14 protein-coding genes are annotated in these 24998 nt (G+C 67.9%); 12 read left to right on the plus strand and 2 right to left on the minus strand.

Annotated features, from left to right (window positions below; translation table 11 throughout):
* Positions 1–5: 5 nt before the first annotated feature.
* The 4 genes from PX554_RS15770 (at position 6) to PX554_RS15785 (ending at position 3709) form a co-directional block, all read left to right on the plus strand.
* Positions 6–1796 carry an acyl-CoA dehydrogenase C-terminal domain-containing protein gene (locus PX554_RS15770; RefSeq protein WP_093223815.1) on the plus strand — a complete coding sequence of 597 codons (1791 nt, stop codon included), beginning with the start codon at positions 6–8 and terminating at the stop codon, positions 1794–1796.
* Positions 1793–2704: an NAD(P)H-dependent flavin oxidoreductase gene (locus PX554_RS15775; RefSeq protein ID WP_093223814.1), complete on the plus strand. Its 912-nt coding sequence runs from the start codon at positions 1793–1795 to the stop codon at positions 2702–2704. Before PX554_RS15770 ends, PX554_RS15775 begins: the two co-directional genes overlap by 4 nt.
* Entirely contained in the window at positions 2701–3132 is a 432-nt protein-coding gene (locus tag PX554_RS15780; RefSeq protein ID WP_093223812.1) for a PaaI family thioesterase, read from the plus strand. The genes PX554_RS15775 and PX554_RS15780 overlap by 4 nt, the downstream gene beginning before the upstream one ends.
* Before the next feature lie 286 nt (positions 3133–3418).
* Positions 3419–3709 carry a hypothetical protein gene (locus PX554_RS15785; RefSeq protein WP_093223811.1) on the plus strand — a complete coding sequence of 97 codons (291 nt, stop codon included), beginning with the start codon at positions 3419–3421 and terminating at the stop codon, positions 3707–3709.
* A 75-nt stretch (positions 3710–3784) separates the two neighbouring features.
* Here PX554_RS15785 and PX554_RS15790 read toward each other — a convergent pair whose 3' ends face one another.
* Complete coding sequence (locus tag PX554_RS15790) at positions 3785–7627, minus strand: LamG-like jellyroll fold domain-containing protein (protein WP_275503287.1); 3843 nt, start codon at positions 7625–7627, stop codon at positions 3785–3787.
* A 461-nt stretch (positions 7628–8088) separates the two neighbouring features.
* Positions 8089–11064: a TonB-dependent receptor gene (locus tag PX554_RS15795; RefSeq protein WP_275503289.1), complete on the minus strand. Its 2976-nt coding sequence runs from the start codon at positions 11062–11064 to the stop codon at positions 8089–8091.
* A gap of 490 nt (positions 11065–11554) precedes the next feature.
* Between PX554_RS15795 and PX554_RS15800 the strand changes: the two genes are divergently transcribed.
* The 8 genes from PX554_RS15800 (at position 11555) to PX554_RS15835 (ending at position 24730) form a co-directional block, all read left to right on the plus strand.
* On the plus strand, positions 11555–11878 hold the full coding sequence (locus tag PX554_RS15800) for a hypothetical protein (protein WP_143023351.1): 324 nt from the start codon (positions 11555–11557) through the stop codon (positions 11876–11878).
* A 7-nt stretch (positions 11879–11885) separates the two neighbouring features.
* Entirely contained in the window at positions 11886–12596 is a 711-nt protein-coding gene (locus tag PX554_RS15805; protein ID WP_275503291.1) for a cellulose synthase operon protein YhjQ/BcsQ, read from the plus strand.
* A gap of 68 nt (positions 12597–12664) precedes the next feature.
* Positions 12665–17002: a UDP-forming cellulose synthase catalytic subunit gene (gene bcsA / locus PX554_RS15810; RefSeq protein ID WP_275503324.1), complete on the plus strand. Its 4338-nt coding sequence runs from the start codon at positions 12665–12667 to the stop codon at positions 17000–17002.
* 5 nt (positions 17003–17007) lie between these two features.
* A complete protein-coding gene (locus PX554_RS15815) occupies positions 17008–20259 on the plus strand; it encodes a cellulose biosynthesis protein BcsC (RefSeq protein WP_275503293.1) in 3252 nt (1083 codons plus the stop codon).
* A gap of 4 nt (positions 20260–20263) precedes the next feature.
* Complete coding sequence (gene bcsD, locus PX554_RS15820) at positions 20264–20704, plus strand: cellulose biosynthesis protein BcsD (protein WP_093223802.1); 441 nt, start codon at positions 20264–20266, stop codon at positions 20702–20704.
* Positions 20701–21714: a family 8 glycosyl hydrolase gene (locus PX554_RS15825; RefSeq protein WP_275503295.1), complete on the plus strand. Its 1014-nt coding sequence runs from the start codon at positions 20701–20703 to the stop codon at positions 21712–21714. Before bcsD ends, PX554_RS15825 begins: the two co-directional genes overlap by 4 nt.
* Before the next feature lie 23 nt (positions 21715–21737).
* A complete protein-coding gene (locus PX554_RS15830) occupies positions 21738–22229 on the plus strand; it encodes a hypothetical protein (RefSeq protein ID WP_275503296.1) in 492 nt (163 codons plus the stop codon).
* Positions 22230–22345: 116 nt separating this feature from the next.
* The gene (locus PX554_RS15835) at positions 22346–24730 is read left to right on the plus strand and encodes a hypothetical protein (protein ID WP_420833454.1); all 2385 of its coding nucleotides are present in this window, start codon (positions 22346–22348) and stop codon (positions 24728–24730) included.
* Positions 24731–24998 lie beyond the last annotated feature (268 nt).

Raw genomic sequence — 24998 nt, forward strand, 5'->3', positions numbered from 1 at the left:
AACCCATGCAAGTCTATGACGCACCGCTGCGCGACATGCGCTTCGTTCTCAACGAGTTGCACCAGGATGACGGCTTCGGCGGCATCCCGGCGCTCGAGGAGTTCACCCCCGACCTCACCGATGCGGTATTGGAGGAAGCCGCGCGCTTCTCCCGCGAGGTGCTCGCGCCGATCAACCGTTCGGGCGACGAGGAAGGCTGCCAGTTTGAAAATGGCGTGGTCCGCACGCCGGAAGGGTTCAAGGAAGCTTACAAGCAGTTCGCCGAAGGCGGCTGGACGTCACTCGCCTCCGATCCCGAATGGGGCGGGCAGGGCCTGCCAGAAGCGGTGAGCAAGCTCGTCGAGGAGATGAGCTGCTCCGCCAACCTCTCGTTCGGCCTATATCCCGGCCTCAGCCACGGTGCGGCGGTCGCGATCGAGGGCCATGCGAGCGAGGATCTCAAGCGGGCCTATCTCCCCAAACTGGTGAGCGGCGAATGGTCGGGGACGATGTGCCTGACTGAGTCGCATTGCGGCACCGATCTCGGCCTGCTGCGCACCCGCGCGGTGCCGCAGGAGGACGGCAGCTACCGCGTCACAGGCTCGAAGATCTTCATCTCGGCCGGCGAGCACGACCTGACCGAGAATATCATCCACCTCGTGCTCGCGCGCCTGCCCGATGCGCCGAAGGGGGTGAAGGGGATCAGCCTGTTCCTCGTGCCCAAATATCTGCCCAAGGATGATGGCAGCATCGGGCCGTCCAACGGTGTCGCGTGCGGCGCGATCGAGCACAAGATGGGGCTCAAGGCGTCCGCCACCTGCCAGATGAACTTCGACGACTCAGTCGGCTGGTTGGTCGGCGAGCCCAACAAGGGCATGGCCGCGATGTTCACGATGATGAACGCCGAGCGCGTCTCGGTCGGCATCCAGGGGCTCGGCGTCGGCGAGGCCGCCTATCAGGCGGCGGTGTACTACGCTAAGGATCGCTTGCAGGGTCGATCCTTGTCGGGCGTCAAGAACGCTGACGGTCCCGCCGATCCGATCATCGTGCATCCCGACGTGCGCCGCATGCTGATGACGATGCGTGCGTATAATGAGGGGTGCCGCGCGATCGCGGGGTGGGTCTCGCGGGCGCTCGATGCCGAGAAGCATTCGTCCGATCCCGAGGTCCGGCAGCGCGCCGCCGATTTCACCGCGCTGATGACGCCGGTGGTGAAGGCGCTGTTCACCGATCTCGGCCACGAGAGCGCGCATCTCGCGGTGCAATGCTACGGCGGTCACGGCTACATCCGCGAAAGCGGCGTCGAGCAATATGCCCGTGATGCCCGGATCGCGATGATCTATGAGGGTACCAACGGCATCCAGGCGCTCGATCTGGTCGGGCGCAAGATCGGCGCGCACACCGGGCGCTACCTGCGCAGCTTCTTCCACCCCGTCTCCGCCTTTATCGAGGAAAATAGCGGCGAGGGGCCGATGAAGCCGATGATCGACGGCCTCGCCCGTGCCTTCGGCGCGCTCCAGCTTTCCACCGCGACGATCGCGCAGCGTGGTCTCGCCGATCCCGAGGAAGCCGGTGCTGCGGCCAGCGATTACCTGCGGCTACTCGGCCTCGTCGCGATGGCGTATTGCTATGCGCGCGCCACCAAAATCGCCGGGTTGAAGCTGCTGTTCGGCACCGAGGAGAAGGCGTTCTACGATGCCAAGATCAAGACCGCGACCTTCTTCTACGAGCGGATTCTGCCGCAGACGGCATCGTTGTTCCTCCAGATCAAGGCGGGCAAGAAGTCGATGATGGCGCTCGATCAGGACGCGTTTTGACGCTCCCGGCGGCCCTTTCGTCGCGACTAGCGATCCCGGCGATCGTCGCGCCGATGTTCCTCGTGTCGGGGCCGGACCTAGTCGTTGCCTGCTGCACGGCCGGGCTTCTCGGGACGTTCCCCGCGCTCAACCAACGCACGACGGAGGGTTTCGAGCAATGGCTTGAAGAAATCGCGGCACGGCTGACCGCCGTGCCCCGTGCGGCACCCTTCGGTGTCAATCTGATCGTCCACAAAAGCAACACTCGGCTCGACGCCGATCTTGCGCGCATCGTTGCGCACAAGGTGCCGCTGGTCATCACCTCGCTAGGCGCCGTATCGGAGGTGGTGCGCGCTGTGCAGAGCTATGGCGGGCTGGTGTTGCACGATGTCATCAGCACGCGCCACGCCGAGAAGGCGGTCTCGGCCGGGGTCGACGGGCTGATCGCGGTGTGCGCCGGCGCGGGTGGCCATGCTGGTACGCTTAGCCCGTTCGCGCTCGTCTCCGAGATACGGACGTTCTTCGACGGACCGCTGGCCCTTGCTGGCGCGATCACCCAGGGGCGTCACATCGCGGCAGCGCGCGTGATGGGGGCTGATCTCGGCTATATCGGCTCGCACTTCATCGTCGCCGAGGAAAGCCTCGCGAGCGACGCGCAGAAGGCGATGATGCTGGACGCGCGCGCCGCCGACGTCGTCTATACGGACAGGGTCACCGGTGTGAACGCCAATTTCCTCGCGCCCAGCCTCGCCGCCGCGACGCTGCCCGACATGCATGGTGCCCTGTCGATTGCCGAAGAGGCGCGTGCTTGGAAATCGATCTGGTCGGCGGGGCAGGGCGTAGGCACCGCGTGTGCCGTGCGGCCCGCCGCCGAAATCTGTGCGGCGCTGGTGTCGGAGTATCAGGCGGCCAAAGGGATCGTCCTGTGACCGGCCTTGATGAAATTCGTGCGATGATCAGCGAGGGAAGACGCCCGCCGATGATGGAGTTGCTCGGCATCGACCTCGTGGAAATCGACAAAGGCCATGTCGTATTCGAGGCAACGCCGGGCGCGCTGCATTACAATCCGCTCGGGATCGTACACGGTGGCTTCGCGGCGACGATGCTCGATTCGGCGTGCGGCCTCGCGGCGAGCAGCGCGACCGAGGTGCCGATGACCTGTGTCACGCTCGAGATAAAGATCAGCTATCAATCCGCGTTGAGCGCGCGGACGGGCCGCGTTCGCGCGATGGGCCGATTGATCTCGCTGGGACGGCGTGTCGCCTTCACCGAAGCCCGTCTGGTCGATGAGGCCGAACGCCTTTGCGCGACGGCTACGTCAACCTTGCTGGTCTCCGAGCGTCACCGGAGTTCCTGAAGCTGGCGAGGCCCGGGCGCGTCCTCGTGGCTCGCAGATGGCCTTGGCAGCCCACGGCCTCCAAAAACCGCATCTATATACCCTATCGCAGCGACGTCTCGCGCTGAGCTGTATATGGTCATGCAGCTTTCGATTCGGGAGCGGCATTATAGGCGGGCAAGCTCTTGGGGAAACATGCGGAGAAAAGGGCGGCGGCCCTTGCTATGGATCGAGACGCGAAATCTTCACGCCCGGCGTTTTTGTCGTCGGCTCGGGAGCCCGATGATCGCATGTTCGGGGGGGTGTCATGAACGATGCCACATCGATCGAGGCGCTCTTTGTCGAGAGCTTCAACCGTGATCTTGCCGCACTCGACTGTCCAGCGCGTGTCTCGACTCCGCTTGGCGATAACCCGGATCGGGTTCTGGAACTTCATGATCCGGAGGGGCGCTTTTTGTGTTTCGTCCCTGAAAGCAGCTCGCCGGAAATGGTGAAGATCGCGTATCGCCTGTACCTGCAAGGTCTCCACATCGGTGAGCAACTCGCTTGGGCAAAGCTGCAAAGGATGGTTGGTACCACCTTCGATTTGGCCAATTGATTCAGCCGTATAGCCGATAACGGCCTCCGCTTGCTCCCGCCATGCTCTCGGGCGTGCCGATCACATCGGAGCGGATTAGCGGCTTCCTCCGGCGATGGTTGCGCCGAACCGCGCGCGATTGTTCGTAGTCGAGATTTCGGCGGGCGTCCCATCGAGCGTGAGCGTGACGGAAAGTGTTTCCGGCGTGGCGCCGCGCGGGAGGGCGAAGCGGACACTCGTCGTTTTCGGAAGCAGATCGGAAGGCGCGTCCAAGGCCGGGAACCGTGCCGTCGCGATCGCCCGGCCCGCTTGGTCGGTCAATGTCGCGGTGCCGGCCGGCGTGGGTTTCGCCCCAAGGCTATGGATGGTCGCGATCAGGCCCGCGCCTCTCACCGCGAGATCGTCCGCGGACAGGCCGATGTCGGTGCGGGTGCGCGGTTCCTCACCCGCCGCCGCCAGTGTGAATTCGAACACGCTGGTTTGCCGAGGCGGCAGCGCGAGCGCGACGGAAGCGCCCTGTTCCAGACCGATCGGCGTCGCCGCGGATGGCACATCGGCGTGGTCGTCGTCATTGGCGTCGATTCCGCCCGTCATAGACCAACGGCCCGCGGCTACACCGTCGCCGATCATGGTCGCGGTGATCGGGCGATCGGTCAGATTATAGGCGATGACCTTGAAGTGGCGCGGGTCGCCGGCCGGGATCAGGAGCGCGACGTCTTCGGCGGTTGCGGCGAGGCCGAATTGCCAGCGGACGAGATTGCCGGGCGCATAGGCGTTGCGGCGGTGGGCGACGCCGCCGAGGCGGGTGCGCTGAAGCAGCTCGATCGGCACGCTGACGCGATCCGACCAGAAATGCCCCTCGGTCAGCAGGTGCATGCGCTGGCTGTCCGACTCGATTTCGGCGCCGAACAGATCGGCGAGGATCGTCTTGTCGCCGGTGCTTTGCCAGCGGACGAAGCGGGCGAAGTCGGCGTCGGTGCTGCCGCCAAGATTGCGATCGTTGTCCACGCCGGCCGCGGTGACGGTGCCCGCGGCGATCTGTTGGACGAGGGCCGGTCCGCCGGGGAGGCGGGTCAGGAGATCGGGGTTGAGGCGGGAGAGGGCGGCGAGGTTGTGATGGGTCAGGTCCGCCGTGATCGGGCGAAGGTAGCGATCGTCGTGGGTCCAGGTCCAGGCGGCCCAGAAGACGTTGGCGGCGCTGACCACGCCGGTGCCGCGGGTCGCGTCGGTGGCCCATTCGATCTCGGACGGATAGGTCCAGCTTCCGTCGGGCGCCTGCTTGCCGTGGGCGAGCCAATCGTCGAGCAGCGGCAGCAGCGCCGCCTTCACCGCGGGCGCACCGTTGTAATCGGCGAGCAGCAGGCCGGGGTGGGTGATGAGCAGGCTGTAGGGACGCTGCCAGCCCCACACGCCTTCGCGCACGATATCGGTGCCGCTGTAATAGCTCGACACGATATGATGATGCCCGGCGGGGTTGGCCGCGATCAGGCGCGGATAGTTGCGCGCCACCGCCATCGCGCGTTCGATCGCGGTGGGATCGCCGGGGCTGAGCTGGAGCGACTGCGCGACCGAATTGATCCCCTCTTCGTAGCTGTGCAGTTCGTCGGCGCGGATGCGGCTCAACCCGTCCGACCACATGCCGTTGGCATAAGTCGCGTCGAGCACGCGGCGCTGCGAGGCGGCGAGGCGGGCGGGTTCGACGCCCATCAGCGCGAGCGGCACCCATTGGTTGACGAGATCGGTGTCGTCGGAAAGGCCGCCGCCGAACTCGCCGTCGGCGATCTGGCGGTTGTCGATCCACCAATCGACGAAGCGGCGGTAGAGCTTGAGATCCTCGCTCTGGCGGAACGCCCAGAGCGGCACGCCGGCGGGCGGCGTCGCCTGGGTGAAGGGCGCGTAGGGCTGATTGGGGTTCTTCTCGACCCAATAGGCGCGCGCGACCGCATTGTCGGGATCGACGCGCAGCACGTCCGATATGTCGCGCTCGAAGCGATCCCAGACCGGATAGGCGCGCGTGTTGGGCTGTTCCTCGACCAGAAAGGCGAGGTTGTCGCGCGCCTGCTCGAAGCGATCGGCGACATGCTCGGGCTTGGCGGCAACGGTGGGCTTGTAGAGCAGGCGGACACGCGTGCCGTCGAGCTTGGCGGCATCGAAGCCGCCACCGGCGGCGGCGATCGTGACGTAGAGGCTCGCGCCGGGCGGCAGGATGCGGTCGCGCGTGTCGAGCCAGAGCGTGCGCGCCTCGTGCGGCTTCACCGAGACGTTGATGTCGAGCAGATCGCGGTCGGGCCAGGTCGGGTCTTTGACGCGGATGTTGAGCGGCAGCAGCCCGCCGTGAGTCGGCTGCACGTCGAGCGCGGGCAGGTCGATCGCGAGGCCGTCGAGGCCGACATCCATATTCTCGGTGCCATAAGCGAAGCGCGAGATCGCGCCGCCGGGCCGGCTGTCGCGGAAATCACCGGGGATGAGGATGTGGACAAGTGGCAAGCCGCGCGGCGCCGGTGCGGCGGCGGGCTTGCGCGGCGCGCCGGCGGGGAGCGCGACGATGGTCGCGCGTTCGTCGGCGGTGTAGCGTCCGGCGATCGTCCGGCGCAGTGTATCGAGCGCGGGGTAGCTGGCGGGATCGGCCTTGGCATTGAGCGTGTAGCTCATCACCACGGGATCGTCGGGGACGCTGCCGGCGGTGACGTCATAGGCGCCGATCTCCTCAATCGGGGTTTCCTGCGCGATGTTTTCGAAGCGCAGCGTGCCACCGCGACGTTCCCTGGCGAGCGCGGTCGAGGTCCGCTCCAGCCCGGCTGGGCGCGTGAGCAGCGTGCCGCCCAAGTCGCTGAGCGTGCCATAGGCCGGGCCGTTGATCTCGATCCGGTTCCACGGCTCGTCGGGCAGGGTGAGCGTGTAGGTCTTGCCGCCGGTCGAATAGACGTTCCAGTCGGGCAGTTCGAAATAGTCGTGCCGACCCGGCAGGCGCGAGCGGTTATAGACACCCGGCCATGTCGTCTCGCGGATGCCGTCGGCGCCACGGAACATCCGCTCCTTCTGGTCGCGCGTGTCGACGAATTCGACCTTGCGGATTCGCGTTTCCGGGCTGGCGAGATAGTCGGGCGCGGTGCGGGTCCAGCCGTAGCGCAGCCACCATTCGTCGCGGGTCGTGGCATCGGCGAGCGAGCGGGGCGGGGCGGCGGGCACCGCCGGCGCCTGCGCGGCGGCGAGCGCGGCGACCTGCGCATCGTCTAGCCGGTGATCGTAGATGCGAATCTCGTCCATGTCGCCGGAACGGATGTAATTATACTGGCTCTGCACCTGATACGGCGAAACGATGCGCTGGAACGGACCGAAGCCGAACAGACCGCCATCATAGACCGCCTTGCGATTGGCCTGCGCGACCGGTTTGCCGTCGATCCACAGCTTCACGCCGGTCGTCTCGTCCCACGCGAAGGCGACGTGAATCCACGTGGTCGGCGACGGCACGGAATCGATCTTGAACGAAACGCGGGTGCGGGCGAGGCCGGTATCGGTGACGAAGGCGTCGAAGCCGTGGCCGTTCCAGTCGATCCGGCCCCAGGCCATGTCCCAGCTCGTGCCGTCGCTGTCGCCGATGCGGAACAGCGGGAAGGGGGTGGTGCCGAGCGGGGTGCGCGGGCGGAAGAAGAACGACAGGGTGCCGCGCTGCGCGATGATGTTGCCGGGGGCGGACCAGGCGAGGGCGAGCTGGTCCGCCAGTGATAGCGCTTGCCCGACGCGGCCGTCGGCGACGGTCTTGACGCCATCGGCGAAGATCGGGGTGGCGAGACCGACGGCGCGCTCGGCGGTCGCGCCCGTCTCCCCCGATAGCGCGAACAGCAGCCCCGCGTCGTCGCGCGCGGGCGCCTGCGCGAAAGCGGGCGCGGCGAGACAGGTCGTGGCTGCCAGGAAAACGCGGAAGCGGGGTGCTTTCATGCCGGAATGTCTCGCCTGCGGTTTGATGGAAAGAGGGAGGGGGTGGGGGGGGGGGGCCCTCCAGGGGGGAGATGATGTCGGGGGATGTCGGGGCGCGGTTCACCGCGTCTTTCGATCGGTTTCGATTACCCATGAGAGTCGAACGTCTCCATCGCGCCGCTCGGGGGCGCGTGGACACTGAACCCGTTCGTGCCGAGCGCAGTCGAAGCACGGTCCAGAGCGCGCCGCGCTTGGCACGCACTTCGACTGCGCTCAGTGCGAACGGGTGGGAGGTGTTCATTCTAGAACTTCACACCGGCGCCGGAATCGATCTGACGATTCGAACTCTTCTTTACCGCCGCTTTGCGCCGCGCGCGCACCAAACCCGCTCGTGCTGAGCGCAGTCGAAGCACGATCCAGGGCGCGCCGCGCTTGGTACGCACTTCGACTTCGCTCAGTGCGAACGGGTGGGGGGCGTTCATTTAGAACTTAACACCCACGCCGAAATAGATCTGGCGGCCGGTGTGGGTGTTGATGAACGGGCTGTTGCGATCCGACCCCTGATATTGATCGACCGCCGCGTCGGTGAGATTGAGCCCCTGCATCGTGATCTTGAGGTAATCGTTGACCTGATAGGACAGGTTGGCGTCGATCGTGGTGATCTTGCTCTGGCCGTTGACGTCGTTGCCGGTATTGCCGCCGGGCACGCTGACGAGGAAGCCACCGCGATAGGCGAGCGAGCCGCGGATCGAGAATTTGCCGTCGTCGAAATAGGCGGTGGCGTTGGCGGCGTTCTTCGACAGGCCGACCAATGCGGCGGTGGTGGTGAGGATCGGCACGCCGTTCGCGCTGGTCAGCACGTAATTGATCTTCGACGTGACGTGCGTGTAGTTCGCCAGCACGCCGAAGTGGTTGAGCCATTCGGGCAGGAAATTGAGCGGCAGGGCGGTCTGGCCGTTGATCTCGAACCCTTTGAGCGGCCCGCCGGGCGTGTTGAACGGGCGGCGCGACGTGAAGATGTCGGTCGGCGCGGTGGTCGAATTGGCGAGCAGCACCGGATCGAGCCCGAGCTGGTTGAACGGCAGATCTTCCTGAAGCGTCTGAATGTAGGTGCTGATCTTCTTGTAGAAATAGGCGACCGAGAGCAGTGAATCGCGCGTCGGATACCATTCGGCGGCAAGATCGAGCGTCTTGGCCTTGATCGGATCGAGATTGGGATTGCCGACCGTCACGCTGCGCGCGCCGGTGACGGTGATCGAGCCGCCGGGGGTGAGATTGCCGAGATCGGGCCGGGCGATCACCTGCGAGGCGCCGAGGCGGAAGATCAGCGTGTTGATCGGCGAATAGGCGAGGTTGAGCGAGGGCAGCCAATTGTCATAGGTGCGTTTGGCGGTGACGAGGACGGGCGCGGTGCCGACGAGCTGATAGCCGTTCGAAGCCTGCGACGTCTGGACGTAGCGCACGCCGATGTCGCCGCGCAGCGGGAAGCCGAACAGGCGTTCCCCGTCGAATTCGACCTGCCCGTAGCCGGCCTTGTCATCCTCGGTGACGCCGCGGATGTTGCCGCGCGCGCTGGTGTTTTCGACGCCGTTCTGCGCGAAGGTGCCGGTGTTCGAGAAGATGTCGAACACCTTCACGAACTTGTCGAGATCCGGCGTAACCCAGGAGGTCGGCGTCGGCGCGGGGACTTTGAAGCCTTCGCCGAAGCCGGTCAGCACGCGGGTGAGATCGGCGACGGTGGTGCCGGCGGGCAGCGCGGGCACGAGCAGCGAGTTGACCGCGCGGCCGGTGGCGGAGGATTTGAACTCGAAGCGCTTGTACGAGCCGCCGATCTTGAGATTGAGGCCATCGAGCAGCTTCATGTTGCTCTGGATGTTCGCGTTCTTGAAGGTGTTGATCGAGCTGCTGGTGCTCAGCCGGATTTCGGACGTGTTGTTGATGAAGCCGAAATTGGCGGGATTGGTGACATCGAAGCCGTAATCGAGGATCGGGTGACGGCTGTCCTGCCGATAATCCCAGCTATAGTTCTGGCTGTTGGGCCGATCGATCGTCAACGTCGTGTCGATCGGGACTTCGAGATCGGATTTGGAATATCCGATGCCGCCGGTCACCGTCCACCAGCTCGCCAGATCCTGCCGGCCGTTGAGCGTATATTGCTGGAACTTGGTGGTAAAATCGGTGTAGCGCGTCTCCGAGCGGATATCGACATTGTCGAACACGCCATAGACGAGATCGCCCGCGCCATTGACTTCCGCCTGACGCACCGCCGTCTGCGGCTTGCCGTTGTTCGAAAGCGCGCGGCTGAACGAGAAGGCTTCGATGAAGTTCTCCTCGCGCGTGGCGTGATAGTTCGAATAGAGCGCGTCGAAGGTGAGCAGGGTGTGGCTGCTCGGCTGCCACTGGATCGAGCCGGTCAGCCCGAGCCGCTTCTGATCGTGCGTGAGCCGGCCGTATCGCGGGAGGCGGGGCGCGTGGACCGCCGTGCCGCCCCCGGCGTTGACGGTGTTGTAGGCGGCGACATTCTCGGGCGTGTTGGCGGGGCGGGGCACGCCGGTCGAACAGGCGGTCGCGGTGGTGCCGTTGGCGGCGGAGAGCGGCGGGTTGGCGGGTGCGTAGCCGACCGGCGCGCAATAGCCGCCGTTGGTGTTGGTGGTATCGAACCCGACCGAGCCCGCGCCGTCCTCATATTTCCGGCTGCGCGAATAGGCCGCCGAAACGAGCACGCCGACCGTGTCGTCGAAGAATTTGGTGGTGAACAGCCCCGCGAGGCGTGGGTCCACCGCCTTGCGCAGATCGTTGTAATTGCCCTGCACCGAGGCGGCGACCGTGGTCTTCTTGTAATCGAGCGGGTGCGCGGTCTGCAGATCGACGGTGGCGCCGAGCGAGCCTTCGTCGATCTCCGCCGATTGCGTCTTGCGCACGGTGATCGCGCTGAACAGCTCCGAGGCGAAGACGTTGAAATCGAAGCCGCGCCCGCGGTTGGCGCCGCCCGAGCTGTCGGTCGAGGTGGTGGTGCTGAGCGCCTCCATGCCGTTGATGCGGATGCGCGTGAACTGCGCGCCGAGACCGCGCACGGTGATGCTGCGGCCCTCGCCGGCATCGCGCCCGATCGACACGCCGGGGACGCGCTGGATCGATTCGGCGAGGTTGTTGTCGGGGAATTTGGCGATGTCCTCGGCCTTGATGACGTCGATCGCGCCGATCGCCTCGCGCTTGGCGTTGATCGCCGAGGCGAGGCTGGCGCGGAAGCCGGTGACGATGATGTCTTCGGTCTGGGTGTCGCCGGGCTGGGCGGTGGCGGTCTGGCTGCCGGCCTCGACGCTGGCGGGCGCGGGCGCCGACGGGGTGGTGCCGGGGCCGGGATCGGCGGGCGGCGGCGTGGTCTGCGCGGCGGCGGTTCCGGCCGCGAGTGCGAGGACCGACGCGCAGAGCGCCAGCCGGGTGATGTGAGATGTCATCGCGTTTCCCCTCCTGTGGTCATGTCGCCGTCGGCCGGTGGTGCGGCGTCTGTCCGGCGTGGCGGTGATGTCGTGTCGCGGTCAGTTGCTCCGGCGCCGGTGCTTTGGGCGAGCGGTGTCATCGACTCTGGCCGGGCTGCTGTCGTGCGGTGTCGTCACGATATTTTCCCTTTTCTCCGCGCGGTGACCATCGGCGGAGGCGCGGAACCGCGGCGCGCGAGCGTCGCCGCGCGATTCGAATCCTGGTGCATCCTCATCCGAACGATCGCGTCGGCGCGTCGTTTTTCCTGTTGTTGGACCTTGATTTCATATTTTGGCACCGGTGTCATCAACTTTTTTCGAGCGCCGCGGGCGCGCTGCCGCACCGGCTTCGGAACTAATTTTCTATTAAAATTCTGATTGTTGTGGCTATGTGCATACTTTGTTAACCAAAATATGATTTCTGTGATGCGCCGGAAATCTTCCAGCGGGGCATGACATGACGGATGACGTGAGCAGATTGCTTGAGCAGCTAGGGCAGCCAGATCTCGAGTATCGCGTTTTCGCGGACAAGGTCGAGACGCCAGGCTATTGGCCGATCTTTCGGCTGATCCACGCGCATCCCGCGCTCGCGCGGCTGCCGGGTGCGCAGCGGCGTTCCTACCCCGCGGAGCGGGCCGCGCCGTCGGGCGAGGGCTGGTCCGGCGCCGATCGCCGCGTTGGCGGGCCGGGCAAGCTGTTCCGCCGCTATGGCGAGGCGCAGGCGCCGGCCGCGCCCGAGCCGGAAGCACCGTCGGACGACATTCGCGGCCTGCTTCGCCGCCTTTCGGAGTAGAGCGGCTATGATCGTGCTTTTCCATTCCCCCAAGGGCGGCGTCGGCACATCGGCGGTCGCCGCCAACCTCGCGCTGGTGCTCGCCGAGCGCGGCGTGTTCGTGACGGCGGTGGACCTGACCGGGCAGGGCGCGCTCGCGCTGTGCCTGGGCGACAGCTCCGGCGTGATCGACCGCAGCCGCCAGGCCGAGGGCGACGCGGCGATGATCGTCGCCGGGGTCCGCGTGATGGCGCCCGGCGCGGACCGCACGGCGGCCGAGATCGTGGCGGCAATCCAGTCGCACGAGGACGAGGATGGCGACGGGGTCGTGATCGTCGATATCGGATCGGGCGACCGCCACGCGCTCGACCTGTTGCTGCCGCTCGCGGCGCTGCGGCTGTGCGTGCTGACGCCGGACCCGGCGGCGCTCGCGGCGCTGCCGCTGGTGTATCGCGACGTGCAGGCGACGCGCGACGACCGGACGTTCTTCCTGCTAAACCGCGTCGATGATCGACTGCGGCTCGGCCGCGACATCGCGACGATGCTGCGCGGTCTGCTCGGCGATCGGCTGCTCGGCACGATCCGGCGCGACGAGGCGGTCGGCGAGGCGCTGGCGATGCTGGAGACGCTGGCGAGCTTCGCGCCGGCGAGCGCCGCGCTCGCCGACTTCCGCGCGATCGCCGGACGGCTCGTGCCCGAACGCGCGGATACCGCCCAGCCCGAGCGCGGCATCGCATGACCGCCGTCGCCACCGCCACCGCCACCGCCACCGTCGCGGGCGCGCAGGAGGACGCCACTCCGCCCGCGATGCCGCGCGCCGTCTTGTGGCTGATCGCGATCGTCGCCGCGCCGATCGTGATCTGCGCCGTCGTGGTGCCGCTCGACCTGCGCGAGCAATGGATGTTCGCGCTCGCGATGATCGCGGCGGTGCTCGTCATCAACCGCCTGAAGGGGCGGCGCATGACGCTGGCGATCTGCCTGCTCTCGGCGCTGGTTTCGACACGTTACATCTGGTGGCGAACCACCGCGACGCTGGAGTTCGGCACGCCCGTCGAGTTCGCGCTCGGCATCCCGCTGTATGTCGCCGAACTCTACGCCTGGCTCATCCTGATCCTCGGGCTGGTCCAGACCGGCTTCCCGCTCGACCGTCCGCTGGTGCCGCTGAAAGGCGAGCCGCGCCGGTTCCCGAGCGTCGATGTCTACATCCCGACCTATAACGAGAGCCTGAGCATCGTTCGCACCACGGTGTTCGCGGCGATGGCGATGGATTATCCGCCCGACCGGTTCCGCGTGTTCATCCTCGATGACGGGCGGCGCCCCGAATTTCGCGACTTCGCGCGCGAGGCGGGCTGCGGATATCTGACCCGATCGGACAATCTGCACGCCAAGGCGGGCAATTTGAACGCCGCGATGAAGCGCACCGACGGCGACCTGATCTGCGTGTTCGACTGCGATCACGTGCCGACGCGCGCGTTCCTTCAGGTGACGGTCGGCTGGTTCCAGGAAGACCCGAAGCTCGCCGTCCTCCAGACGCCGCACCATTTCTACTCACCCGATCCGGTCCAGCGCAACGTGACCGCGGTGGGCGACATGCCGGGCGAGGGCGAATTGTTCTACGGCGCGGTGCAGAGCGGCAACGACCTGTGGAACGCGACCTTCTTCTGCGGTTCGTGCGCGATCATCCGCCGCAAGGCGCTCGAACAGACCAACGGCTTCGCGGGCGAGACCGTGACCGAGGACGCGCACACCGCGCTCAAGCTGCAACGGATGGGCTGGAACACCGCCTATATCAACGCGCGCCTGTCGGCGGGCCTCGCCACCGAGCGGCTGGTGCTGCACATCGGCCAGCGCATCCGCTGGGCGCGCGGCATGACGCAGATCTTCCGCATCGACAACCCGATGCTCGGGCCCGGGCTGACCCTGCCACAGCGGCTTTGCTACCTGAACGCGATGCTGCACTTCCAGTTTCCGCTGCCGCGCATCATCTTCCTGACCTCGCCGCTCGCCTATCTGATCGCCGGGCAGAACGTGATCCATGCTTCGGCGGCGATGATCTTCGCCTATGCGGTGCCGCACCTGTTCACCTCGACGACGTCGAGCGAGCGCCTGCAAGGCTCCGAGCGGCGGCCGTTCTGGGGTGAAATCTACGAGACGCTGCTTGCCTTCCACCTCGCCAAGCCGACGGTGCTGACGCTGTTCAACCCGCACAAGGGCAAGTTCAACGTCACCGACAAGGGCGCGACGCTGGAGAAGGGTTTCTTCGATTACCAGACGCTGCGCCCGCACTTGATCTGCGCGGGGCTGCTGATCCTCGGCATCGCGATCGGCTTCGTGAAGCTGCTGTTCCCGCTGACCTTCAACGTGCAACTGAGCACGCTGTTGCTCAATACGGCGTGGACGATGTTCAACCTGCTGATCCTCGTCTCGGCGATCTCGGTCGGGCGCGAGACGCGGCAGACGCGCGACGCGGTCCGCTTCGAGGCGGCGCTGCCGATCTCGCTCTATTTCGACGATGGCTATGTGGTCGATGCGACCACCATGAACGTGTCGATGAGCGGCCTGGCGATCCGCGCGCCGGAGCGTTTCGACGTGACCGGGCGGGCCGTGACCGATGTCGGCTTTCGGATCGGCGAGCGTGCCTTCACGGTGCCGGTCGAGACGATCAAGGTCGCGTCGGGCATCGCCCGCGTGCGCTTCCCCAAGCTGGCGATCGACGAGGAACGCCGTCTGTCGGAAGCGCTGATGGGACGCGCCGACGCCTGGCAACACACCACCCATCACAAAACCGAAACGAGCTTCCAATCGATGAGGGATATCGCCAAAATTTCCGCCTCCACGCTGGTCGCCGGTGGCGGATCGGTGCGCAATCCGCGCCAGCTCATCGGCGCGATCAGCTCGGTGATGGTCACGATGTTCCTGATCGCGCTGGCGCTCGGCATCCTGGGCGGCGTCGCCAACGCCGCGAGCATGCCCGCGCAAGCGCAAGCCGCCGCGGTCACGGCGGCGGCGGTCGAGGCGCCGGGCAGCCATGCGCTGCACTTCACGCTGAAGGATTTGCGCGTCCAGAGCCGTATCCGGTTGCAGGGCACCCAGGGCGAAGTCGGCATTCCGTTCGGCCTGCGCCATGACGAGGTGGTCTCGGCCGCGCAACTGACGCTCAACTTCGCGTATTCCCCGGCGCTGCTGGGCGATCTCAGCCAGCTCGTCGTGCTGGTGAACGGCGAGGTGGTGCGCAGCATCCCGCTGTCGTCCGACACGGCGAACGGCGTCGCGGTGACGATCCCGGTCGAGCCGGCGCTTTTCACCGCCGGGGACAATCAGATCAACCTTCGCCTCGTCGGCCATTATGCGCGCGATTGCGAAGACCCGCTCAACAGCACGCTATGGGCGAACATCAGCAACACGCGATCGGCGCTCGACCTGACCGTGCAGAAGCTGCCCATGCAGCGCGACCTGTCGGCGCTGCCCGCGCCGCTGTTCGACCGTTCGCAGACGCAGGCGCTCAAGCTGCCCTTCGTCTTCGCCGGCTCGCCGAGCAACGCCGAGCTTCAGTCCGCCGCCGCCATCGCCGGTTGGCTGGGGGCCGAGGCGAGCTATCGCAATTTCCAGTTCAAGCCGGTCGCGGGCGTGCTGCCGGTGGGCAACGCCGTGGTGTTCCTCACGCCCAACCGGAGCGTTCCGGGTATCGCCATGCCGCAGATCGACGGGCCGACGCTCGCCATCGTCGCCAACCCGCGCGACCTATTCGGATCGCTGCTGCTGGTGATGGGCCGCGACGACCGTGAGCTGAGGCTCGCCGCCAATGTCGCCGCGACCAGCGGCGGCGCGCTGAGCGGCGCCTCGGCATCGGTGAGCGGTGCGCGCGTGCCCGTGACCGACCGGTACGGCGCGCCGCGCTGGCTGAGGACCGACCGTGCGGTGCAGCTCGGCGAGATCGTGCGGCCGCACAGCCTGCAAGGGCAGGGGCTGCCGCCGGGGCCGCTCACCGCCGATTTCCGGCTCGCACCCGATCTGTTCTACTGGCCGCGCACCGGCGCCCGGCTCAACATCGGCTATACCTATCCGGTGGCGCCGTGGCTCGACCGCCAGCGCTCGCGGCTCGATCTGTCGCTCAACGGCCAGTATCTCAAGACCTTCCGGCTCGCCGAGGCGAATTGGTGGGGCCGGATGTGGGGCGCGGGCGGCACGACCTCGCGCCACGACACCGGCAATGCGATCCTGCCGGGCTATGCGCTGTTCGGGCAGAACCAGATCTCGCTCTATTACGACCTTCAGGTCGCCGACAAGAAGCGCTGCTCGGGCACGTTGCCGACCAATGTGCTGGTTGGCATCGACCCGACCAGCACGATCGACCTGACCGGCGTGCAGCACGCCGCGCTGATGCCGAACCTCGCGCTGTTCGCGGGCGCGGGCTTCCCGTTCACGCGCACGCCCGACCTTGGCGAGACCGTGGTCGTCATGCCGGCCAGCCCGACGGCGAGCGAGGTCGAGACCTTCCTCGCGCTGATGGGCCGGTTCGGCGATGCCACCGGCGTCGCGCCGACGCGGCTGACGGTGGTGCGCAGCATCGACGGCAACGATCTGACCGGCTACGACATTCTCGTCGTCGGCAGCCCGGCGCGGCTCAACGTCGGCAACCTGTTCGAAGGCGCGCCGGTGCATTGGAGCGGCGGCCGCATCGAAGTGGCGCAACGCTCGGCGATCAGCCGCGCGTGGGACTATTTCAGCCCCTATGCCGAGGCGATGCCGTCGAACGTCGACCAGTCGCTGCTCGCGACCGCCGGCTTCCAGGGCGTCACCAGCTTCCATTCGCCGTTCGATCCCGACCATAGCGTGGTGGCGGTGCTCGCGACCCAGCCCGACGCGTTGCCCGACCTCATCAACGGGCTCGCCGATCGCGACATCAACGCGCAGATGCAGGGCGATCTCGCGCTGTTCAGCGGCGACCGGATCACGAGCTTCCGTGTCGGCGGGGTATATTGGAGCGGCTCCCTGCCCTGGTGGCTGCGCAGCGGCTTCTGGCTGAGCCAGCACCCGATGCTGCTGGCGTTCTCCGGCGTGCTGGCGGCGCTGCTGCTGTCGCTGCCGCTCTACCTGTTCCTGAAGGCGCAGAAGCGCCGCCGGCTCGCCGGCGTGAAGGAGTGACCGTGATGGCTTCGCGTACCGTCCTGAAGATCGCGATGTGCGTGGCGATGGCCACGGGCGCGGCGGTGCCCGCCCAGGCCGCACCGTCCGCGATCGATACCCTGCTCAGCCAGGCGCGCTACTGGAACGCCAAGGGGCGGGCCGACCTCGCCCGCGCGGCGCTGAACCGCGTGCTGGCGATCGACCCCAACAACGCCGAGGCGCGCGCGGCGCTCGCGCGGCCGACCGCACCGAAAGCGCCGCCCAAGCCCGTCGCGAAGCCGGCCGCCGCGCCGACGGCACCCGCGCCGGCCGCGCGCGCGCCGGCGCGGGCGAAGCCGAGCGACAGCGTCGGCGACGCGCGCGCGGCCGGTTTCGCCGCGCTGAACAGCGGCAAGCTCGATGTGGCGGCGGCGCGGTTCCAGGCGGCGCTCAAGGCGCAGCCGGGGGATCGCGACGCGCTCGGCGGGCTGGGGTTGGTGCGTCTGCGCGCCAAGAAATTCGCCGAAGCGCGCGATCTGCTTACGCGTGCGTCGGCGGGCGGCAACGCCGGCAAATGGGCGACCGCGCTGGCGGCGGCGCAATTCTATGGCGACATGGACGACGCGCGCACCGCGCTGAACGCCGGGCGGCTCGACCAGGCCGAGCAGATCGCGCGGCGGCTCGCCACCTCGGACTTCAAGGACCGCGACAACGCCAACCTGCTGCTCGGCGAGATCCTCTCGCGCCAGGGGCGGACCAGCGAGGCGGCGACGGTCTATGCGCAGGCGGGCGCGGCGGGGGCGGCGAGCAGCGGCGCGCTGCGGGCGCAGGCGGCGCGCGCGCAGGCGCAGCAGCTTGCCGCGACGGGCGATCTGGCGGGCGCGGTGAAGGCGTTCCAGACCGGGGTCGCGGCCGATCCGTCCGATCCGTGGGTCCGCTATCAATATGCGATCTTCCTCGCCGATCAGGGCCATCAGGGCGATGCCGCGGCGGTCATCGCGCCGCTCGCGGCGATGAACACGCCCGAGGCGCTGTACGCGGGCGCCTTGTTCTACGATCATGTCGGTTCGCCGATGACCGCGGCGGCGCGCATGGCGCAGATTCCGGCCGAGCAGATGACGCCGGAGATGCGTCAGTTCGCGATCACGATGAAGACGGGCGAGGCGATCGACCGCATCAAGGCGATGCAGGCGCAGGGGAATATCGGCGGCGCGCTGGCCGGTGCGCGCGCGCTCGCCGCCGGGCCGCAGGTCTCGGTGCGGACGCTGGGCGCGGTCGCCGATCTGCTGATGTCGATGGGCGACGAGGCGGGCGCGCAGGCGCTGGCGCAGCGCGCGGCGGCGATGCCGCTGGCGGAGCCGGGCGACTATCAATCAGTGGTGGGGGTGCTGGCGCGGAGCGGGCAGGACATCGAGGCGAGCACCTTGATCGCCCGGTTCGGCGGCTCGGCGGACAGTGGCGCGATCGCGCGGCTCAACGCGGTGCTGGCGGCCAATCAGGCCGACCGGATGCGGCTGGCCGGGCAGAACGCGGCGGCGTTCGACGTGTTGCGCAGCGCCTATGCGAACGCGCCGCAGGACCGCGACATCCTCGGCGCGCTCGCGCGGTTGTATCAGGGCGGCGGCATGCCGGGGCAGGCGCAGCAGGTCTATGCGATGCTGATCGCGCAGAAGGCGGACGATGTCGGCGCGCTTTCGGGTTATGCCGAGGCGGCGGCGGCGGCGCGCGACTATGATAACGCCGGACAGGCGATCGAGCGCGCGCTGACGATCGCGCCGCGCAACGCCGATGTCTATCTGGCGGCGGCGCGGGTCGAGCAGGCGCGCGGGCACAAGGGCGCGGCGCTCAAATATCTCAAGCAGGCGCGGGCGCTGGCGGGCGGCGACGCCGGGCTGGCGAACGGCGCCCCCTTCGAAGGCGGCAACCCCTTCGCCAACGCGAGCGGCAACCCGTTCGCCGGCGGGGCGGCGGCGGCGCCACTCAATCCGTTCGCGCTGCCCGCGCGACCGAGCGGCGGCGGGGGCGGACGCTTCACGCCGGTCGGCGCGCCGCTTCCGCCGGTAGGCGGCGGGTTCGGCCCGGCCAATCCGTTCGGGCAATTGCCGGCCGCGCGGGCGGGTGGCGCCGCCGACCCGACGCTGGCGCGGATCGACCGGGAGATCGCCGCGCTCGCCGGCGAGGCCGGATCGACGATCGAGGCCAGCACCAGCTACCGCAACCGTTCGGGCGAGGCGGGGCTGAGCAAGCTGAACCAGATCGGCGCGACGGTGACCGCGAGCACGCATATCGGCAACGCCAAGATCAGCGCCTCGGTCTCGCCGGTCGTGCTCGACGCGGGCAGCATGTCGCGCTCCGGCCTCGCGCGGTTCGGCACCAATCCCACCGCCGAGGCGACGGGAATCGTCAACCAGGCGGTGTCGCAGTTGACGCCGGCCGACACCCAGCACGATGCCGGCGTCGCCGCCTCGGTCGCGATCACGGTGGGCGCGCTCAAGGCCGATGTCGGCGCGACGCCGATGGGCTTCCGCAAGACCAATGTGGAGGGCGGCGCGAGCTTCACCCCCAAGCTCGGCGATCATGTCACCGTCGGCATCCACGGCGAGCGCCGCGCGGTGACCGACAGCCTACTCTCCTATGCCGGCACGATCGATCCGGTGAGTGGGCTGCCCTGGGGATCGGTGATGCGCAGCGGCGGCGGCGGATCGCTCTCCTTCGACACCAACGGCAGCGGCATCTACGCGGACGGCGCCTACCATCGCTACGACGGCGTGAACGTGCGCGCCAACCGTGCGTTCGAGGGCAATATCGGCGGCTATATCAACATCTACCGCGAAGGCGGGACCAGCGTGACCGGGGGCGCGAACCTCAATTACCAGACGTTCGATAACAACCAGAACTACTTCTCATACGGGCACGGCGGCTATTTCAGCCCGCAGAGCTTCGTTGCGGTGGCGTTCCCGCTGCATTATCGTACCGAGAAGGGCAATTGGAAGGCGGGCGCGGATTTCTCGCCGGGCTTCCAGAGCTATCAGCAGGATGCGGTGCCGGTATATCCGACGCTGCCCGCCGCGCAGGCGCAACTCGATACGCTGAAGGGCAGGAACACCGACGTGCGCTCCAGTTACGACAGCCTGAGCAAGAGCGGCTTCGCCTTCGCGGGCTCCGCCTCGGGTTCGTATCGGGTCGGCGGCGCGACCGAGATCGGCGGCGAGGTGAAATATAACAGCTTCGGCGTCTACAACGAGTTTCAGACGTTGTTGAGCATTCGCCAATCGCTGAGCGGCTCCGGGAAATGAACGCATGATCGACCCTACGACCGCCCGCGCGCCCGCCAACGTGACCAGCCTTCTGCTCGAATTGCTGTTGACCGAGGTGCGCGAGACCGCGCAGCCCGACGAGGAACTGGCGTTCCTCCACTCGGTCGGCTTTCAACTGGCGGCGCGCTATCCGTTGCAGTCCTCGGGCAGTCTGGAAGCGGTCGAGGCCGAGTTGAACGACCTGTTCCAGCACCTCGGGCTGGGGACGGTGCGACTGTCGGTGACGAAGGACGGCATCCACATCCGCCATCGCCTGCTGCCGGTGGATGGGCTCGAGCAGGACGGGGCGTGGCGGGGGGCGTTGCCGCGCATTCTGCAAGGCGCCTATGACGCCTGGCTGCGCTCGCTGGGCAGCGGCCCCAAGCTGCACACGACCATCGTGTCGAGCGACGGCTTCACCTTCGAATTCCGGCACGGGGCATGACGATGTCGCAGGATCGTCGTAGCTTCATCGGCGGATTGATGCTGGCGGGGATGTTGCCCGGCGGATGCGCGGTCGCGAGCCCGCCGCCCAAGATCGGCGGGCCGTGGGCGGCCTTCTCGGCGCGGTTCCTCTCGCCCGAGGGACGGATCATCGACACCGGCAACGGCGGCATCAGCCATAGCGAGGGGCAGGGCTATGGCATGCTGCTGGCGGAGGCGGCGGGCGACCGGGCCGGGTTCGACCGGCTGTGGACGTGGACGAGCCACTTCCTCTCCCGCACCGATGCCCGGTTGTTCTCCTGGCGGTTCGATCCCGCCGCGGCCAACCCGGTCGCCGACCCGAACGACGCGAGCGACGGCGATATCCTGATCGCCTGGGCGCTGCTGCGTGCCTCCGTGCGCTGGCGGGTGGATGAATATGCGCGGCAGTCCGCCGCGATCCGGGGCGCGATCCGCAAGCATCTGATCCGCCGGATCGGCACGCGGACGGTGCTGCTGCCGGGGATACAGGGGTTTGAGACGCCGGGATTGCTGACGCTCAATCCGTCCTATTACATCTGGCCCGCGCTCGATGCGTTCCTCGCCGCCGACGGCACCGCGGCATGGGGCGCGGTGGTGAGCGATGGCGAACAGATCCTCGCCGAAGCGCGGTTCGGCGCGCACAAGCTCATCACCGACTGGATCGAGATCGATACGGCCGGCGTGCGCCCGGCGCGCGGTCGGGCGCCGCAATTCGGCTTCGACGCGGTGCGCGTTCCGCTCTACCTCGCCTGGGGGGAGCGGCGCGGCGCGCTGGCGCCGTTCCGGGATTTCTGGAGCGACTGCCTCGCCCGGCACGTCATGATACCGGCGTGGGTCGACGTCACCAGCGGCGCGCAGGCGCCCTATGCGCTGTCGGACGGGGGAATGGCGGTGGCCGATATCACGCTGGGCCGGAAGCCGCGCGCCGCGCGGGGCGGCGACTATTTCTCGACCGCGCTGGGGGCGCTGGCGGCGCTCGCGGCGGCTTGATCCGCCTGCGAGGGGAGTGTTCGATGGCACGCATCGCCTGGTGGCCCGCGCTGCTCCTGCTGGCAGGCTGCGGCGGCCCGCAACGCCCCCCGCCGGGCCGGTTGATGTTCGGCGGCTTGCCCGTGGCCGGCAGCCTCGCCGACGCGAAGCGTGCCGGCTTCATTGATTGCGTGCAAAGCGACGCGGTGAGCATGCGATGCCGCAAGCACAAGGTCATGTTCGAGGGCACCGGGCCGTACGAAGCCGCGGTCGATCTCGCCGGCGGCGATGGCGGCGGCGGCTTCGGGCTGGTGACTGTGTGGCACGACACGGATCAATATGCGGTCTATGCGATCACCGACGTGCTGGAAAAGCGCGGCTGGCAGAGTTGCAATACCGCCGCCGGCGACCACGGCGACCAGATGATCTATTCGAAGAAAGGCGCGCGTGTCGGCGTCTTCATGGATCTGAGCTATTGGGGCAAACGCCGCGTGCGCGTGATCCCCAACTGGAACAAGCGCGAGCGGCGCTGCTGAGGGCACGCAACCCGTGGCGGCGGCGATGGTTCTTGTTCGCGTATCGCACGGCTGCCCGCCGCATTGCGGACACAGGCCGGCGGCATGACCGCGAGCGATTGACAGGTGCGGAGATCGTGTTGCGTCCTTTTCCCTTGCTATGTCTCGCCGGGCTGTTCGCGCTGGCTTCGGCTCCACCGGCGCGCGCGGCGACCTCTTCGTTCGATCTGATCGGCCCGCGTCTTCACATCATGGTGACGCATGACGGCACGCAGCTTCCGCTGCAACGCGTGCCGAACCTTTCCGAAGGCGATCAGGTGTCGATCAAGCTCGACCTGCTCCCGAGCCAGACCGAACATTACCGGCTGGTGGCGGCGTTCCTGCGCGGGACGGTGGAGCGCCCCGATAGCAAATGGTTCCACGAGGCGTTGAGCTGGAAACCCAAGGACGCGGAGCTTTCGCTGACCGTCCCCAAGGGCGCGCAGCAGATGGCGCTGTTCATCGTGCCCGAGCGCGGCGGCAGCGCGGGTGCGATCAGCAGCGCGGTGCGCAAGCAGCCGGGCGCCTTCGTGCGCGCGGTGCAGGAACTCAACCAGGCCTCGCTCGACCGCGCGCGGCTCGACACGTTCCTGCACACGATGCTCAAGACCGAGCGCGCGGCCCCGCAGACGGTCGCGGCGATCTCGCCGGTGCTCGCGCGCAGCCTCGCGATCCGGCTCAAATCCGAATGCCTCGAACAACCCGCCGAGCTTCAGGCGGCGTGCCTCACCGTCGATCGCGAGACGCTGCTGCTGGCCGACACGCACAGTTCGGCGCTTGCCGACACGCTGGCGGGGACGCCGACCGACCTCGCCTTCCAACTCAGCGCGACGCCGCAGGCGGGCTATGGATCGTACAGCTCGTACATCGGCGTGGTCCGCGATCTGTTCCGGCTGGTCGGTGCGTTCCAATCGACCCAGTTGCAGTTCATCCCCGCGCTGGCGCGGATGGATGATGGCGCGGTGACGGTGCTGCTCAACACGCCGGTGTCCTTCGCCAAGCCGGCATCGGTGATCGTGCTGGCGTTGCCGGCGATCGAAGCGCCCAAGCCGCCGCCGCTGCGGCGTTCCGATCCGGCGGCGTTGTGCGCCGCGTCGGGTTTCGTCCTGCCGGTCGAGGGGGCGCCGCTGATCTACGCGACCGATTACGCGCACGACATGAAATTGCGGCTGAAGCGCGCGGACGGGACGCCGGTGGACATCCCGCTGCGCGCCGATGCGAGCGCGGGCGGGTTCGTCGCGGACGGCGCGGTGCCGGCCGGCGCGCTCGGCGCGTCCACCTCGGGCCAGGTGCATGGCGAATGGGGGTTCGCGGCGTTCGACGGCCCGAGCTTCGTGCTCTCCAGCCCCGGCGAGACCGCATGGAAGGCGCCCGATCGCGGCGCGCTGGTGGCGGGGCGTACCAATCAGCTCGATCTGACCGGGGGCGGGGCGGGGTGCGTCACCGAAGTCGAGATGCGGCGCGGGGACGGCGCGGCGCAGCCGGTGACGTGGAAGCAATCCGGGCCGAACGGCATCGTGGCGACGCTGCCGCTGGAGAAGATCGACGCCGGGGCGATGTCCATTCTCATCCACAGCAAGGGGGCCGCGGAGCCGGCGGTGGTGACGCTGCGCGTCTTCCAGGAGACGGGCAGCCTCGACGATCTCACCGTGTATGCGGGCGACAGCGAAGCCTTGCTGACGGGCACGCGGCTCGATCAGGTGCTCGGTGCGACGCTCGGCAAGCTGGCATTGCAGCCGGGCACGCTGACGCGGGTCGGCAAGCAGGACCGGCTGACGCTGCGGCTCGCCGACCCGGCCGCCGCGCCGACGCTGGTCGCGGGGAAGGCCGAGACCGCCGACGTGGTCTTCGCGAACGGGCGGCACAGGACCGTGTCGGTCACGATCGCGCCGCCGCGCCCGGCGGCGACACTGGTTCGGGTGACGGCGCAGCCGGCGGCGCGCGAGGGCGGCCGGCCGATCACGCTCGCCACACCCGATGTGTTCGCGCAGGACGCCCGCGTCGCCTTCGCCTTCCACCTCGATGGCGCGGCGACACTGTCCGGCCGGGAGACGATCGAGATCGCCACCGCCGATGGCCGCGCGAGCACGACGATCACGGCGGGGAAGGGCTATGATCTGCAGGACGAGAAGACCGGCATCGTCTCCTTCGTACCGGCGGACGCGCTCGGCCCCGCGGCATTCGGGGCGGTGCGGTTCCGCACGGTGCGTGACGGCACCGCCTCGGCCTGGGTTCCGCTCGGGACGGTCGTGCGGTTGCCCGAGATCCGCTCGGTCGCCTGCTCGGGGAAGGCGTGCCGGATCACCGGCGAGCGGCTGTTCCTCATCGCGAAAATCGGGGCGAGCGCGACCTTCGAGCCGGGGCACGACGTGCCCGACGGCTTCGTCGGCACCGAGATCCCCGCCGCCGCGGGCGCGGACGGGCGCATCTCGCTGCAATTGCGCGATGCGCCGCAAGCTGTGGCGACGGTTGGGGCGAGTTGAACGCACGCGCCGCGCACAGGATCCTTCCGGCCAGCGTCCCAGAAGCGAAAAAAGTGGAGGGGGCGCAAAAAAGGGCTTGCCGACTCGGTGCAGCCGCCCTATTTGCCCGCCTCCACACAGCGGCACCCCACACGGGATGCTTCTGACGGTCAGCAAAAGACCAGCGTTAGGCTTCCCTCGCAAGGGGGTTAGGTTGGGCGTCGGTATTTTGCGCTCTTTGACATTGTTGGTTTAGATGAAGGGACATGTGGGCGGCGGCTTGCGGGTT

Origin of the sequence: Sphingomonas pollutisoli, assembly GCF_029167165.1 — a bacterium.
GTDB classification, from domain to species: Bacteria; Pseudomonadota; Alphaproteobacteria; order Sphingomonadales; family Sphingomonadaceae; genus Sphingomonas; species Sphingomonas pollutisoli.